This window comes from Mesorhizobium sp. M0968, assembly GCF_040319065.1.
Taxonomy (GTDB): Bacteria; Pseudomonadota; Alphaproteobacteria; order Rhizobiales; family Rhizobiaceae; genus Mesorhizobium.
Window position 1 is genome coordinate 14,169 of sequence record NZ_JAMYNL010000019.1, and the last position, 14,094, is coordinate 28,262.

General features: G+C 64.6%; 14 protein-coding genes. 6 read left to right on the forward strand and 8 right to left on the reverse strand.

Annotated elements, in window-relative coordinates:
• The first annotated feature begins 19 nt into the window (after window positions 1-19).
• A complete protein-coding gene (locus NKH67_RS25140; RefSeq protein ID WP_352472683.1) occupies window positions 20-754 on the forward strand; it encodes a L,D-transpeptidase in 735 nt (244 codons plus the stop codon).
• Window positions 755-1,015: 261 nt separating this feature from the next.
• A complete protein-coding gene (locus tag NKH67_RS25145; RefSeq protein WP_352618472.1) occupies window positions 1,016-1,936 on the forward strand; it encodes a bifunctional 5,10-methylenetetrahydrofolate dehydrogenase/5,10-methenyltetrahydrofolate cyclohydrolase in 921 nt (306 codons plus the stop codon).
• Window positions 1,937-1,945: 9 nt separating this feature from the next.
• Here NKH67_RS25145 and NKH67_RS25150 read toward each other — a convergent pair whose 3' ends face one another.
• The 6 genes from NKH67_RS25150 to NKH67_RS25175 all read right to left on the reverse strand — a co-directional run bounded on the left by NKH67_RS25150 (window position 1,946) and on the right by NKH67_RS25175 (window position 9,183).
• A complete protein-coding gene (locus tag NKH67_RS25150; protein WP_352680849.1) occupies window positions 1,946-2,953 on the reverse strand; it encodes a hypothetical protein in 1,008 nt (335 codons plus the stop codon).
• Window positions 2,954-2,984: 31 nt separating this feature from the next.
• A complete protein-coding gene (glcF, locus tag NKH67_RS25155; RefSeq protein WP_352502093.1) occupies window positions 2,985-4,286 on the reverse strand; it encodes a glycolate oxidase subunit GlcF in 1,302 nt (433 codons plus the stop codon).
• A 68-nt stretch (window positions 4,287-4,354) separates the two neighbouring features.
• Window positions 4,355-4,738, reverse strand: coding sequence for a DUF4870 family protein (locus NKH67_RS25160; RefSeq protein ID WP_352502092.1), 384 nt, complete (start codon window positions 4,736-4,738; stop codon window positions 4,355-4,357).
• Entirely contained in the window at window positions 4,735-5,991 is a 1,257-nt protein-coding gene (locus NKH67_RS25165) for an FAD-binding protein (protein WP_352680847.1), read from the reverse strand. Before NKH67_RS25165 ends, NKH67_RS25160 begins: the two co-directional genes overlap by 4 nt.
• A gap of 224 nt (window positions 5,992-6,215) precedes the next feature.
• Entirely contained in the window at window positions 6,216-7,712 is a 1,497-nt protein-coding gene (locus tag NKH67_RS25170) for an FAD-linked oxidase C-terminal domain-containing protein (protein WP_352680845.1), read from the reverse strand.
• Window positions 7,713-7,848: 136 nt separating this feature from the next.
• Window positions 7,849-9,183: a DUF3422 family protein gene (locus tag NKH67_RS25175; RefSeq protein WP_352680843.1), complete on the reverse strand. Its 1,335-nt coding sequence runs from the start codon at window positions 9,181-9,183 to the stop codon at window positions 7,849-7,851.
• A gap of 212 nt (window positions 9,184-9,395) precedes the next feature.
• On the opposite strand from NKH67_RS25175, the gene NKH67_RS25180 reads away from it, so the two are divergent.
• The 3 genes from NKH67_RS25180 to NKH67_RS25190 are packed head-to-tail and all read left to right on the forward strand — an operon-like array spanning window position 9,396 to window position 12,201.
• The gene (locus tag NKH67_RS25180; protein WP_352680841.1) at window positions 9,396-10,199 is read left to right on the forward strand and encodes a FadR/GntR family transcriptional regulator; all 804 of its coding nucleotides are present in this window, start codon (window positions 9,396-9,398) and stop codon (window positions 10,197-10,199) included.
• 56 nt (window positions 10,200-10,255) lie between these two features.
• Window positions 10,256-11,392, forward strand: coding sequence for an alpha-hydroxy acid oxidase (locus NKH67_RS25185; RefSeq protein WP_352680839.1), 1,137 nt, complete (start codon window positions 10,256-10,258; stop codon window positions 11,390-11,392).
• A 38-nt stretch (window positions 11,393-11,430) separates the two neighbouring features.
• Window positions 11,431-12,201 (forward strand): metallophosphoesterase, encoded by a 771-nt coding sequence (locus NKH67_RS25190; protein ID WP_353032004.1) that lies wholly within the window; start codon window positions 11,431-11,433, stop codon window positions 12,199-12,201.
• Between the two features lie 28 nt (window positions 12,202-12,229).
• Here NKH67_RS25190 and NKH67_RS25195 read toward each other — a convergent pair whose 3' ends face one another.
• Together NKH67_RS25195 and NKH67_RS25200 are read right to left on the reverse strand one after the other, a co-directional pair.
• Entirely contained in the window at window positions 12,230-12,370 is a 141-nt protein-coding gene (locus NKH67_RS25195; protein ID WP_292664785.1) for a hypothetical protein, read from the reverse strand.
• Window positions 12,371-12,662: 292 nt separating this feature from the next.
• Window positions 12,663-13,361, reverse strand: a complete 699-nt coding sequence (locus NKH67_RS25200) for a type 1 glutamine amidotransferase (RefSeq protein ID WP_352680837.1) — start codon at window positions 13,359-13,361, stop codon at window positions 12,663-12,665.
• Window positions 13,362-13,435: 74 nt separating this feature from the next.
• Between NKH67_RS25200 and NKH67_RS25205 the strand changes: the two genes are divergently transcribed.
• Window positions 13,436-14,083, forward strand: a complete 648-nt coding sequence (locus tag NKH67_RS25205) for a hypothetical protein (protein ID WP_352680835.1) — start codon at window positions 13,436-13,438, stop codon at window positions 14,081-14,083.
• Window positions 14,084-14,094: the final 11 nt, after the last annotated feature.

Genomic DNA, 14,094 nt, shown 5'->3' on the forward strand with positions numbered 1-14,094 from the left:
ACGATCAAGGTGCGTTGCGATGAAGACATTCTTGTTCCCACTGTTCGGCGCCGCGGCCGTACTTGCTGCCGGCGCCGCCAATGCCAACGACCGCTATGCGGAGAGGCCGCCGGTGGTGGTCAGCCCGGATCTTTCGGCACCCTGGGTGCTGCAGCTCGGCCATGCCCCGGGCATCGTGCGGCAGAGCCGGCAAGAGGCGCAGCCGCAACGGCGCTACCGGCGGCTGGCCGAACCCGATCAGCTGCGCACCGCAGCGGTGCAGGCGCCGGCCAAGCGCATGGTGATGCGGCCGCAGATCGACCCGATCTATCTGCCGCAGGAAGTCGCCTATGACGGCCCGCAGAAGCCGGGCACGATCGTCATCGATACGCGAGAGAATTTCCTCTATCTGGTCGGGAAGAACGGTAAGGCGCGGCGTTATGGCGTCGGCACCGGCAAGCCGGGCTTCGAATGGTCCGGCACCCACAAGATCACCAACAAGCGCGTCTGGCCGGATTGGCGGCCGCCGGCGGTGATGATCGCCCGCGAAGCCGCCAAGGGCCGTTATCTGCCGACCTATCTCGCCGGCGGCATGGAAAACCCGCTCGGCGCACGCGCGCTCTATCTCGGCTCGACCGAGTACCGTATCCACGGCACCAATCAGCCCTGGACGATCGGCGGCGCGGTGTCGTCGGGCTGCATCCGCATGCGCAACGAGGACGTGGTCGACCTTTACGAGCGGGTCAATGTTGGCACGACGGTTGTAGTCATGTAATCTGCGGTTGACCTCATCGATGATTCTGCTCAGAAGCCTCGGGAGCATTGAATAACGGGGGACGGGCCGTGTGGGGATGCGGCCAGTCACGAAAGGGCAGCGCGGCAAGCCGTGCTGCCCTTTTTGTTTCCGCCAGCAGGAATTGACGGGAAGATTTTGCCGGCACGTCGCGCGACCGGCATGGCGGTTCGCTTTTCGCGCTGCCTTTTCGCGGTTGCTTTGCTATGTGGCGGCTAAAATCCAGCTAAAGGCCCCATCCCGATGTCCCTTTCCGACGACAGCCGCTATCTCAGAGGCGGCCCGGTTGCTCAACGCATCATCGCCGGCGTGCGCGAGGACGCGGCGATCGCCACCGCCGAAGGCTTTCCGCCCAAGCTGGTGTCGGTCACCGTCGGCGATACCGCCGCAGTCGACGTCTATGTCCGCAACCAGCGCGCCAAGGCCGGGTTGGCCGGCATCGGCTTCGAGGAAAGGCGCTTTCGCGCCGACATCACCGCCGGCGAGCTGGAAGCGGCAATCCACGGGCTTAACGCCGACCCGCGCGTCACCGGCATCATCATCCAGCGGCCGGTGCCGGTGCACATTCCGATCAAGACGCTGCAGGCGGCGGTGCATCCGCTCAAGGATGTCGAGGGCATGCATCCGGCCTCGATCGGCAACATCGTCTACAACCAGCTCGACCTGGCGCCCTGCACCGCCGCCGCTTCGGTCGAACTGCTCAGGGAAACCGGCCTCGACCTCAAGGGGCTCGAGGTGGTGGTCGTCGGCCATTCCGAGATCGTCGGCAAGCCGATCGCGTTCCTCTTGATGAGCGAAGGCGCGACGGTGACCGTCTGTCACCACATGACGCGTTCGGTGGCGGCACACGCACGCCGCGCCGACGCACTGTTCGTCGCGGTCGGCAAACCGCGGCTGATCAAGGCCGACATGGTCAAGCCGGGCGCCGCCGTCATCGATATCGGCATCAATTCGGAAATCGGGCCGGACGGCGAGAGCCGCATCGTCGGCGACGTCGATGCCGAGAGCGTCAGGCATGTCGCGTCGTGGATCACGCCGGTGCCGGGCGGCGTCGGCCCGATCACGGTGGCGATCCTGCTGCGCAACACGATGGTGGCCCTCAGCCGGCAGCGTGCCCGCTATCAGGCAACCTACGGCACGGCAGACCGGCTGGCGGCGGAGTAGGCGCCTTCGTCACGTGCATTGCGGCACATGGCAGGTGATCCGGGACTCGTCATCCCAGAAGACGTAGAGCACGCCGCCGCTGCCCCAGAAGAAACCGGCGAGTGAATCGAACTGAAGAAGAAATTTCATTTCCCGGTCCGTTCCGGGAACGACTGGAAACTGCGGTCCCTGAATCCATGACGGCAGCCCACCAAGCCGAAACAGGTTTTGCCTTGAATTGCTTATCCCGTACGACTGCCTGAGCCACCGTTTAGGCGTCGGTGCCAACCGAACAGTTCTTTTCTCGGCGGCTTTTGCAGGCCTCTCAATGTAGGGCGAATGCAGAGGCGCGATCGGCGTCGGCACACCGGCAGCGTCGTGGGAATAATAGGTCGGTTCGAGAGAATTCGTACAGGTCTCGATACGGAGTCTGGGAAGAGGCATCGTCAGCTCATTCCCAAGATCGTCCAGCGTAATCAGATGTATCAGTCGCTCTCGACAGGTCGGGCACACTGCCGATCCTTCGCCGCCGACCGTAAGTGGCCTGCCAGTCGCCGGCAGATGCCAGGTAGGATGATGGCGATGCGTCGGAAAAGACATGTCGCTCGGAGCGCCTTCCTCAAAGCTGAAATGATGACATGCCGGCGGCGAACGAGGATCATCATGCGTCAGCCAGTCTGCGAAATCGGGAATGTCGCCCAAGGTACTGTCTGGAAACAATTCCGGCGCCTGCAAGGCGACGTGAGCCAGCAGATCCTCCACGTCTATTCCGCGTTTCACTTCCTCTTGCAGGAAAAATGCCAGACGAGCCAAATGCGCGTCGTCGAGAAACGAAACGGCGTCGATAATCAGATTGTCTTGCTGGACGTCGGCTTCTACCGCTGCCTTTATGAGCGCAAACAGGAATTCGGACCCATCCTTGAGATGACGAGCGATGATTGTCTGGCATTCGCCATAGCTGGCCTGGAACGTCGCCGGCGATCTGTCCGACAGCAGCCGAACGACGGTTCCAATCTCTTCGGACTTTGGGTTGGGCATCTCGGCAGTCTCATCGGCAGGTGCGCAGCAATCAAACCAATTTTGGCGGCTCGCCGCCATAGGCCCAGTCGAGCAGCTTTATCGTATGCACCACCGGCAGCTTGGCGGCGGAAGCGATCTGGGTGATGCAGCCGATATTGCCGGTGGCGACGATTTCAGCACCGGTCGCCTCGATATTCCTGACCTTGCGGTCGCGCAACGTCGCCGAAATCTCGGGCTGCAGGATGTTGTAGGTGCCGGCCGAACCGCAGCACAAATGCCCTTCGCGCGGCTCGCGCACGACGAAGCCGGCTCTGGCCAGAAGCTCCTTCGGCTGGCGGGTGATCTTCTGGCCGTGCTGCATCGAGCAGGCTGAGTGATAGGCGACGATGGTGCCCGGCTTGCGGACCGGCTCGGGCAGGTCGAGGCTTCCCAGATATTCGGTGATGTCCCTGGCCAGCGCCGAGACCCGCGCAGCCTTGTCGGCATAGGCCGGATCGAGGCGCAGCATGAAGCCGTAATCCTTGATGGTGGTGCCGCACCCGGATGCGGTGATGACGATGGCGTCGAGTCCGCCCTGCTCGATGGCGCGCGTCCAGGCGTCGACGTTCCGTCGGGCCGACGCCAAGGCAGCGTCCTCGCGCCCCATATGATGCACCAGCGCGCCGCAGCAGCCCTCGCCCTCGGCCACCACGACCTCAACGCCAAGCCGGGTCAGCAGCGAAATCGTCGTGTCGTTGATGCCGGGATCGAGCACGGATTGCGCGCAGCCGGTGAGGATGGCGACGCGGCCATTTTTCTTCGCGCCCTGCCCGGCATGGACGCCCGGCGAGGCCATCGGCGAGACTGCCGGGACCGACGCCGGGGCCAGCTTCAACATCGCGCCCAAAGGCTTCAATGCCTGGATTTTCTCAAACAGGCCGGCGAATGGCTGGCCGAGCTTCGCCAGCTTGAGCGCCGCGCGGAAACGCGAGGGGTAGGGCAGCACGAAGGCCAGCATGGCGCGTGTCAGGCGATCGGCCAGCGGACGCTTGTAGGTCTCCTCGATATGGACGCGGGCGTGGTCGACCAGATGCATGTAGTTGACGCCCGACGGGCAGGTGGTCATGCAGGCGAGGCAGGACAGGCAGCGGTCGATATGGGTGACGATCTGCTTGTCGGCCGGCCGTCCGTTTTCCAGCATGTCCTTGATCAGATAAATCCGGCCGCGCGGCGAATCCAGTTCGTTGCCGAGCGTCACATAGGTCGGGCAGGTGGCGGTGCAGAAGCCGCAATGCACGCATTTGCGCAGGATCTTCTCCGATTCCGCGACATGCGGATCGGCGAGCTGGGCAGCTGAGAAATTGGTCTGCACGTAAACGAATCCCTACCGTTTGAGCATGATCCTTTCCCAAAACCGGTACCCAGTTTTGGGGATCATGCTCATAATCCCAGAAGCCAGCTTTCCGGGTTCTTGACCGCCTCGCCGCGCTGCAGCGCCTGCAGGCCGAGAATGCAGCGGGCGATGAACCAGACGGCAACGGCAACCATCAGCACGACACCGATGACCACGATCATCAGCAGCGCCGAGATCAGTGCATAGAGCAGGCCGATCCAGAAGGTGCGGATCAGGAATGTGTAATGGCTTTCGACGAAGCCGCCGGCCTTGCCGCGATTGATATAGGCCAGGACGATGCCGACAATGCCGCTGACGCCGATGGCCAGGCCGGCGAGATAGAGGATGTAGATGACCAGCGCGTTGGTCGGGCCGGGCTCCAGCCAGCGGTCGGTCTGGCGTGACGTACCGTTTTGGCCTGGATCGCTCATTGTGCTCCTCCCTCGGTTGCCGGCGCGAGAGTAGCAGAGCTTGCGCCCGGCGCCATACGGCCGGGATTGAGGATATTCTTCGGGTCGAATTCGGCCTTCAGCCGCGCCGACAGTGCTGCCAGTTGCGGCGCTTGCGGTTCGAACACCGGTACGGCGGCGCGGTGCGAAGGGGTTGCGCGCACCAGCGTCGCATGGCCGCCGCCATGTCTTCTGATCAGGCCGCGCAACAGGCCAGCCTCGGGATCGTCCTGCTGCATGCGCAGCCAGATCAGCCCGCCCTGCCAATCATAGAAGGCTTCGACCGGGGCCTGCATGCGCAGCGCCAGCACCATCTGGTGGCCCCGCGACGGCGCCATCGAGACGCGCCACACCGGCCTTTCGCTGCCATCGGCGAACGGCGCGCAGTCGCGGACACCGCGCCAGACCGAGTACGAGACCGAACCGGAAATCTCCTGCAGCGGCCCAGCGTTTTTCAGCAGGTCTTTCAGCGCGGCAATGCGGTAAGCGACCGACGGGCCGAAGCCCTCGATGCGCAGCAGCGTCGCGGCATCGCTGCCGAGACTGCCGCCGGCGACCCTGGCTGCGACCCGTTCGGGAAGATGGGCAGCACTCGACACTTCGGCGCTGGAACCCAGCGCCAGCGCCATGGCGGCGGCGGCGTGATCGTCGAGCAGGCCGCGGATGGCAAGCGTGACTTCGGTCTCGGCAGCAGGCAGCACCTTGAAGGTGACGTCCGTGAGCACCGCCAGCGTGCCCCAGCTGTTGGCCATCAGCTTGGACAGATCGTAGCCGGTGACGTTCTTGACGACGCGGCCGCCCGACTTGAAGGCCTCGCCGCGCCCGGAAACGGCCGCTATGCCGAGGATATGGTCGCGCGCAGCACCCACCTTCAGCCGGCGCGGGCCGGAAAGGTTCGCGGCGAGTGCGCCGCCGATCGTGCCTCGCGCTGGCTCACCGCCGAGCAGCGGGCCGTAATCCATCGGTTCGAAGGCAAGTTGCTGGCCGTTTTCGGCAAGCAGGCTTTCGATTTCGGCCAGCGGCGTGCCGGCTTTTGCCGACAGCACCAGTTCGGCCGGCTCGTAAAGCATGACGCCGGAGAGTTTGGAAAGGTCGAGCGTATGCTCGCTCTGCTGCGGCCGGCCGATACCGCGCTTGGAGCCGTGGCCGAGGATTTCGAGCGGCGAGTCTTCCGCGGCCGCCCAAGCGACGGTGGATACGGTTTCCGCGGCTGTTGACGGGGTGAAGGTGGTCATAGAACGGACGCGGCATTTGCAAATGCGGGAACGTCGTGTTCCTTCGCGCCCCCCTCTGTCCTGCGGGACATCTCCCCCTCAAGGGGGGAGATCGGATGCTGCGTCGGGCTTCGCCAATCTCCAGTGTTAACGGGAGGGCGAGGCGCCGAAGCTGCCAATCTCCCCCCTTGAGGGGGAGAAGTCCGGCAGGACAGAGGGGGGTGTTCAAGCGCTAACATACGCGCTCAAAACCTCGGAATGTCCGGAAACGCCACTTGGCCGCGATGCACGTGCATCCGCCCGAGCTCGGCGCATCGCCTCAATTGCGGGAAGACCTTGCCGGGATTCAAAAGATGGTTGGGGTCGAAGGCGCATTTGACGCGCATCTGCTGGTCGAGGTCGATCTGGTTGAACATTTCCGGCATCAGGTCGCGCTTCTCGATGCCGACCCCGTGCTCTCCGGTCAGCACGCCACCGACCTTGACGCAGAGCCGCAATATGTCGGCGCCGAAACTCTCCGCCTTGTCGAGTTCGCCCGGCACGTTGGCGTCATAGAGGATGAGCGGGTGCAGATTGCCGTCGCCGGCGTGGAAGACATTGGCGACGCCGAGCCCGTATTTCTGCGACAGTTCGCGCATGCCGGCGAGCACGCGCGGCAGTTCCTTGCGCGGGATGGTGCCGTCCATGCAGTAGTAGTCGGGCGAGATGCGGCCGACCGCCGGGAACGCCGCCTTGCGGCCGGCCCAGAAGCTCAGCCGCTCCTGTTCCGACTGCGACGTGCGGCATGTGGTCGAGCCGTTCCTATAGGCGATGGCTTCGACCAGGCCGATCAGATGGTCGACCTCGACACCCGGCCCGTCCAGCTCGACGATCAGCAGCGCCTCGACGTCCAGGGGATAGCCGGCCTGGACGAAATCCTCGGCGGCGTGGATGGCCGGACGGTCCATCATCTCCATGCCGCCCGGAATGATGCCGGCGCCGATGATGTCGGCAACGCATTGGCCGGCCTGCTCGCTGGTCGGGAAACCGATCAGCAGGGCACGCGCCGTCTCCGGCTTCTTCAGGATGCGTACGGTGACCTCGGTTACGACGCCGAGCAGTCCTTCGGAGCCGGTCATGACGCCGAGCAGGTCGTAGCCTTCCGCGTCGAGATGGCTGCCGCCGAGGCGCACCACCTCGCCATTCATCAGCACCATCTCGATGCCGAGCACATTGTTGGCGGTGAGACCGTATTTCAGGCAGTGCACGCCGCCGGAATTTTCCGCGACATTGCCGCCGATCGAGCAGGCGATCTGGGAGGATGGATCGGGGGCGTAATAGAAGCCCTCCTGCTCGACGGCGGTGGTGATGCCGAGATTGGTGACGCCGGGCTGGGCGACGACGACGCGGTTCTGAAAATCGATCTCGAGGATGCGGTTGAAGCGGCTCATCACCAGCAGCACCGCGTCTTCGAGCGGCAGCGCACCGCCGGAGAGCGAGGTGCCGGAGCCGCGCGGCACGACGCGGATGTTGCGGTCGCTGCAATATTTCAGCACCCGCGACACCTGGGCCACGGTTTGCGGCAGTACAACGACGAGCGGCAATTGCCGGTAGGCGGTGAGCCCGTCGCTCTCGAAGGCGCGCATGGCATTGGCGGCGTCGACGACGCCCTCGCCCGGCACCATGATGCGCATATCGGCGACGATCTCGTCGCGCCGGCGCATCGTGGCGTCGTCTGGTTTCGGCATGGCAAGGCCGGACATCGACAGCCTCCTTCGATCGACTGGTAAAAATCTTTTACCAGCGACAGTGGTCGCTTGCAAATGCCGCGTTGGCCGGGATGAGAGGCCTATGGCCGGGACAGCCTTCCGCAGCGGCAATCTGCCGCTGCGCCCCACATTACTCGCCCGGCTGCTTGCCTGGTTCGGAGTGCATGCGGCGGACGCGGCGCACGCCCCACCAGACGAGCACGACGGCGAGCGGCACCGAGGCGGCGGTGACCATTTCCGGCGCGAAGGCATGGCCGAAGATCGAGGCGCCCTTGGCGACGTAGCCGATGAGGCCGACGACATAGTAGGAAACCGCGGCGACCGAGAGCCCCTCCACCGTCTGCTGCAGCCGCAATTGCAGGCGGGCGCGATTGTTCATCGACGCCAAAAGATCGCGGTTCTGCTTCTCGACCTCGACGTCGACCCAGGTGCGCAGCAGTGTGGTGGCACGGGTGAGCTTCGTCGACAGATTGGCCTGACGCTCCTCGACCGAACGGCAGGTACGCATCGCCGGCGCCACGCGGCGCTGCAGAAAACCGCCCCAGGTGTCGTAGCCGGGCACCGCCTCTTCGTCGAGCGCCTCCAGCCGTTCGCGCACGATGCCGTCATAGGCGCGGCTGGCGCCGAAGCGGTAGAGGCTGGAGGCGGCATCGGCCTCCAGCTCGGCGGCCAGTTCGGTCAAGTCGGCAAGCAGCGTCTGGCTGTCGCGGGTCTCGGCGACCTTCATTTCCAACGTGGTCTGGGCCAGCCTGTCTTCGATGCGGCGGGCCCGACCGGACAGCGTCAGGGCCAGCGGCAGCCCAAGCATGGCCAGCGTGCGGTAGGTCTCGATGTCGATCAGCCGCTGCGACAGTGCCCCGGTGCGCGCCGGGGTCAGGCCGCGGTCGAGCACCAGCATTCGGGTCAAGCCGTCGCCATCCTGACGGAAATCGGTGACGATGGCCGCGTTGCCGCGCTCGACCAGCGAATAGCACAGGCTGGTCGGGTCGAAGCCGGCGATCAGTTTTTCGTTCGCCGGCGTCCATTTGCGGATCTCCAGCCTGATGCCGGAAATCACCGTGCCCGGCGGCGAAAACCCGTTGCCGAAGGGTGTGTCCTCTTGCCCCCTGCCGTTTTCGCCGAGCGGGCCTTCCCAGAGATAGGTCGAGAATTCCGTGTGGCGTTCCCAGCGCAGCGAGCCCTTGCCCCATTTCATCGCGTGGTGGCGGGCGTGAGGGTCGGGCGCGGCGATGCCGAGGCGTCGCGACAATTCGGAAAGCACGGCCTGATCGATCCCGGATCCAGCTTCGGTCATGAAGGAAAGCTGCACCAGCACGCGCGGCTTTTCGACCAGCGGCTGCGGCCGGGCGTGGACCTCGCCGAGCGCGCCCGGCCGACCTTCATGCGCCGGAAAGCCCATGACGGTGCCGCCCACGGCTTTGGCGCGCAGCTGGAATTCGAGGTTGGAAGGCTCGGCGTCTGGCACGGCTGGTCCCCCGGGCTTCTGTGAGCCCTTTGGCAATGATGTCCCTCTAGAGGCAATCGCCAGGGGACGCAAACGCCCAATTTAGCTGAAGATGATATGGCGCCGCGGCTGTGAAGCGGACCCGGCCCCCGGCGAATTGGATAAATAATTTGACCAGTTGGCGACGCCGGCTTTATCTTGCGCGACATCGGTTCAACCCCCAGGCATCCCGTTTGAGCGACATTTTCTCCCGGATCGAGCATTCGCGCACCGCCGACGAGGTGGTGCAGCAGATCGAGAGCCTGATCCTCGAAGGCGTCCTGCGCACCGGCGACCGGCTGCCGGGCGAGCGCGAACTGGCGCGCCAGTTCGAGGTGTCGCGGCCGATCCTGCGCGATGCCTTGAAAGCCTTGGAAGGGCGCGGGCTGTTGACGACACGGCCGGGCGGCGGCACCCATGTCGCCGATGTCATCGGCCAGCTGTTCACCAAGCCGGTGACCGACCTGATCTCGATGCACCGCAAGGCGGTGACCGACTATCTGGAGTACCGCCGCGAGATCGAGGCGGTGGCGGCGGAATATGCGGCGCGGCGTGCCACATCGGACGATCTGGCGCTGCTCGACCGCATCATGGCACGTATGGACGAGGCGCACCGGACCGGCAATTTCGACGACGAGGCGGAAATCGATGTCGAGTTCCACCACGCGATCTGCGAATGCGCGCACAACATCATCCTGCTGCACACGCTGCGCTCCTGCTATCGGCTGCTGTCGGAAGGCGTATTCCAGAACCGGCGGCTGGTGTTCAACGTGCCGGGCGCGCGCGAGGCGCTGCTTTCGCAGCACCGGGCAATCTATGCGGCGGTTAAGGCCGGCGATCCGGCTGCGGCGCGGCAGGCGGCGATGGACCACATCTCCTACGTCGAACGATCGATGGCCGAGGCCGAGCGCAGCGGCGACTGGCAGCGCGTGTCGCGGCTGAGGCTCAGGCAGCGCTCCGAGCCCGGTGACGGCGAGGCGGCAAGAAAACAGCCGTAGGCCCCGCTCAGAAAAATTCAACGACGAACCAGCGAAGAACCAGCGGAAAGAGATCCATGAGCAGCATTCTCACCATCGCCGACCTCAAGGACCTGGCACGCCGCCGCGTGCCGAAGATGTTCTTCGACTACGCCGATTCCGGCGCCTGGACCGAAAGCACCTACCGGGCCAACGAGGAAGATTTCCAGAAGATCAAGTTCCGCCAGCGCGTGCTGGTCGACATGGATAACCGCTCGCTGGAATCGACCATGATCGGCGAGAAGGTGACGATGCCAGTGGCGCTGGCGCCGACCGGGATGACCGGCATGCAGCATCCGGACGGCGAGATGCTGGCGGCCCAGGCGGCGGAAGAATTCGGTGTGCCGTTCACGCTGTCGACAATGAGCATCTGCTCGATCGAGGATGTCGCGTCGGTGACCAGGAAGCCGTTCTGGTTCCAGCTCTATGTGCTGCGCGACAAGGATTTCGTCTTCGATTTGATCGACCGCGCAAAGGCGGCGAAATGTTCGGCGCTGGTGCTGACGCTCGACCTGCAGATCCTCGGTCAGCGCCACAAGGATATCCGCAACGGGCTTTCGGCGCCGCCGCGGATGACGCCGAAGCACCTGTGGCAGATGGCGACCAGGCCGCGCTGGTGCGTCGGCATGGCCGGGACCAAGCGCCGGAGCTTCCGCAACATCGTCGGCCATGCCAAGGGCGTCGGCGACCTCGCCTCGCTGTCGTCGTGGACGAAGGAGCAGTTCGATCCGCATCTGTCGTGGAAGGACGTCGCCTGGATCAAGGAGCGCTGGGGCGGCAAGCTGATCCTGAAAGGCATACTCGACAAGGAGGATGCGCTGATGGCGGCCAGGACAGGCGCCGACGCGATCATCGTTTCCAACCATGGCGGCCGCCAGCTCGACGGCGCCTCGTCGTCGATCATGGCGCTCGAAGAGATCGCCGACGCCGTCGGCGACGCGATCGAGGTGCATATGGACGGCGGCATCCGTTCCGGCCAGGACGTGCTCAAGGCACTGTGCCTCGGCGCCAAGGGCACCTATATCGGCCGGCCTTTCCTGTACGGCCTCGGCGCACTCGGCAAGGAAGGGGTTACCAAGGCGCTGGAAATCATCCGCAAGGAGATGGACATAACGCTGGCTCTGTGCGGAAAGCGCCTGGTCACCGACATGGGCAAGGATCAGCTTCGGCGCTAAAGTCCCGTGACGGCATGACCACGGAGGCGACGCAGGCATTGACGGAGCCCGGCATCAGTTTCTACGAGGCGCGCGGACCGCAAGGCATGCGCCTTTACGCGATCGGCGATGTGCACGGCCGGCTCGATTTGCTGACCGCCATGCACCGGCGGATCGAGGCGGAGCTCGGTCAAAGGCCGTCGGCCGATTGGCGCGTGATCCATCTCGGCGACTATGTCGATCGCGGCCCGGACTCCAGGGGCGTCATCGATTTCCTGATCGACGCGCAAAGACGCGATCCGCGTCACCTGATGCTCGCCGGAAATCATGATCTCGGCTTTCTCGATTTTCTCGATGTCCCCGATCCGGACGGGCTGTTCATGCGCTATGGCGGCATCCAGACGGCGCTATCCTATGGCGTGTCGCTCGGTGGGAGCAGCGCCTGGTTTGGCCGCGCCGATGCGGCACTGCGGCAAGGGCACGCCGCACTGGTCGAGGCGGTGCCGCAGAACCATGTCGAGTTCCTGCGCTCGCTGCCCTTCTCAGTGACGTTCGGCGACTTCTTCTTCTGCCATGCCGGCATCCGGCCCGGCGTTGCGCTGGAAAGCCAGAGCCGGCAGGACCTGATCTGGATCCGCGAGGTCTTCCACGACCACACCGGCCTTCATCCGAAGATCGTGGTGCACGGTCATACGCCGGTGCCCAAGGCCGAAATCACCGGCAACCGCGTCAATGTCGACACCCTCGCCTGGCAGTCGGGAAACCTCACCGCGCTCGTGGTGGACGGCGCGGACAAGCATATCCTGACAGTGACGGGTGAGCGAGCGTAGGAAACGCGTGGGATTATGAGCAGAGAGGCTAGCGAAGCGCGGCGGTGACGCCGTAGCCGTCAACGGCATTGTGGTCGTTGGCCGCGTCGGCGGAATAAATGCCGAGGCCGCACAAGACGATAGCCGACAACATGACAAAGGACAAAAAGGCTGCTTTCACGGACGTCATCTCTTGTTGAGCTTCCTGCATCTATGCACGAGCGGGTTACCAATGCGTTGAAACGCAAAATACGTCGCAAATGTCGGACGGTTTCGCGCTTCTAGGCATGTTCTGTATCGGTGGTGTGTCGCGCGGGTCACAGGAAAGGTTCATCGCGGTTGCACGCGAGATGCAGAGCGCGCGCCTTTTAGGCTGGCGGACAGACACAGGCCAAGGATGAAACGCGTTATCCCCGGCGGATTTGCCGCCGCGTGCCAAATATGCAACGTCGCCAAATAGGCAACGTTGGCTGTATGAGCCGTCAGATCGTCGCCACCCAGGCGCGGGCGATGGCCAGGCCGGCGGCATCGGCTTGCGGTCCGTTGCGGGCCATTTCGTCGTCGAGCCGGACGGCCCAATCCGGATGGCGTTCGGCGATCAGCGGTGCGAAGGACGTGCTCCAGTCGCGAACCATCGGCCGGTCGGCCTCGAAATGGAACTGAAAGCCATAGACGGCGCGGCCGATGCGGAACGCCTGGTTCTCGGCGACGGCGTTGCCGGCCAGCCGCACGGCAGTCTCGGGCAAGACAAAGGTGTCGTCGTGCCATTCGAAGATCGGGAATTTTTCAGGCAAGGCGGCGAGCACCGGATCGGCCTGCGCCGCCGCGGTGAGCGCGACCTCGTGCCAGCCGAACTCCGACGCGCCGCCGATCTGGTTCTCGCCGCCAAAGGCGCGCGCGACCAACTGGCTGCCGAGGCAGATACCAAGCACCGCGCGATCCCTCTCGGCAAAGTCGCGCGTCAGGTCGAGCAGGCCAGGAAAATAAGGACAGAGCTCGTCGTCCAGCGCATTCTGCGCGCCGCCGAGCACCACCATGGCGTCATGCCCGCCGCTATCTTGCGGCAGCGCGTCGCCGCAGTAGGGACGGCGCAGGTCGACATCGACGCCCGCCTCGACAAGCGCCGCGCCGATCTGGCCAAGGCCCTCATTGTCGAAGTTCTGGACAACCAAGACCCGCATCGAAACCTGCTGACATGAAATTGATGCAACGAGCGATATCATGGCGCCAGCATTGCAGCCAACAGGGAACGCCTATGCCACTGCAAAACCGGGTCGACCCGTTCGGCGCCATCCATGCCGTGCCGGAGCGCGGCCTGTTCATGGGCAATCGCGGCATCATTCACGACCCCGAGACGAGAACGCTGTTGAAGAAGCGCTGGGCGCTGCAAGCCTGGATCATCTGCGTCTGCGAATTCGGCAACGTGCGGCGCGAGCCGATGGGGCGCAACCGGGCTGGCGGCAAGGCCGGCTGGACCGAGCTGTTTTTCCTCGACGAGGTGACGGCACTTGCCGCCGGCCACCGTCCCTGCTTCTTCTGCCGGCGCGAGCGGGCCAGGGATTTTGTCCGGCGTTTCGGCGACGCCTTCGGCATTGCCGAGTCACGCGCGCCGCAGCTCGACAAGCGCCTGCACAAGGAGCGCCTGGCATCGGGCGGGCGGGCGACGAGACTGGAACCGGAAGCGCTTGCGGACTTGCCGGACGGCACGATGATCTCGTCAGCAAACAGGGCGTACGCCCTGTTTGACGGCGCCGCGCTGCCCTGGAGTTTCGGCGGTTATGGCGAACCGGTGGGGTTCGGCGGTTTTACCGACGGTCCAATCGGCATGCTCACGCCGGCGACAACTGTTTCCGTGCTGAAGCGTGGCTACAGACCTGTCTGGCACGCCAGCGCGGAGGCTTGACGCCGGCGATG

Coding starts and splice junctions, on each gene's coding strand:
- NKH67_RS25195 (WP_292664785.1), bottom strand. CDS start 12,370: ATGACGTCCGTGAAAGCAGCCTTTTTGTCCTTTGTCATGTTGTCGGCT.
- NKH67_RS25170 (WP_352680845.1), bottom strand. CDS start 7,712: ATGTCCGGCCTTGCCATGCCGAAACCAGACGACGCCACGATGCGCCGG.
- NKH67_RS25185 (WP_352680839.1), top strand. CDS start 10,256: ATGAGCAGCATTCTCACCATCGCCGACCTCAAGGACCTGGCACGCCGC.
- NKH67_RS25145 (WP_352618472.1), top strand. CDS start 1,016: ATGTCCCTTTCCGACGACAGCCGCTATCTCAGAGGCGGCCCGGTTGCT.
- NKH67_RS25165 (WP_352680847.1), bottom strand. CDS start 5,991: ATGACCACCTTCACCCCGTCAACAGCCGCGGAAACCGTATCCACCGTC.
- NKH67_RS25205 (WP_352680835.1), top strand. CDS start 13,436: ATGCCACTGCAAAACCGGGTCGACCCGTTCGGCGCCATCCATGCCGTG.
- NKH67_RS25200 (WP_352680837.1), bottom strand. CDS start 13,361: ATGCGGGTCTTGGTTGTCCAGAACTTCGACAATGAGGGCCTTGGCCAG.
- NKH67_RS25140 (WP_352472683.1), top strand. CDS start 20: ATGAAGACATTCTTGTTCCCACTGTTCGGCGCCGCGGCCGTACTTGCT.
- NKH67_RS25150 (WP_352680849.1), bottom strand. CDS start 2,953: ATGCCCAACCCAAAGTCCGAAGAGATTGGAACCGTCGTTCGGCTGCTG.
- NKH67_RS25160 (WP_352502092.1), bottom strand. CDS start 4,738: ATGAGCGATCCAGGCCAAAACGGTACGTCACGCCAGACCGACCGCTGG.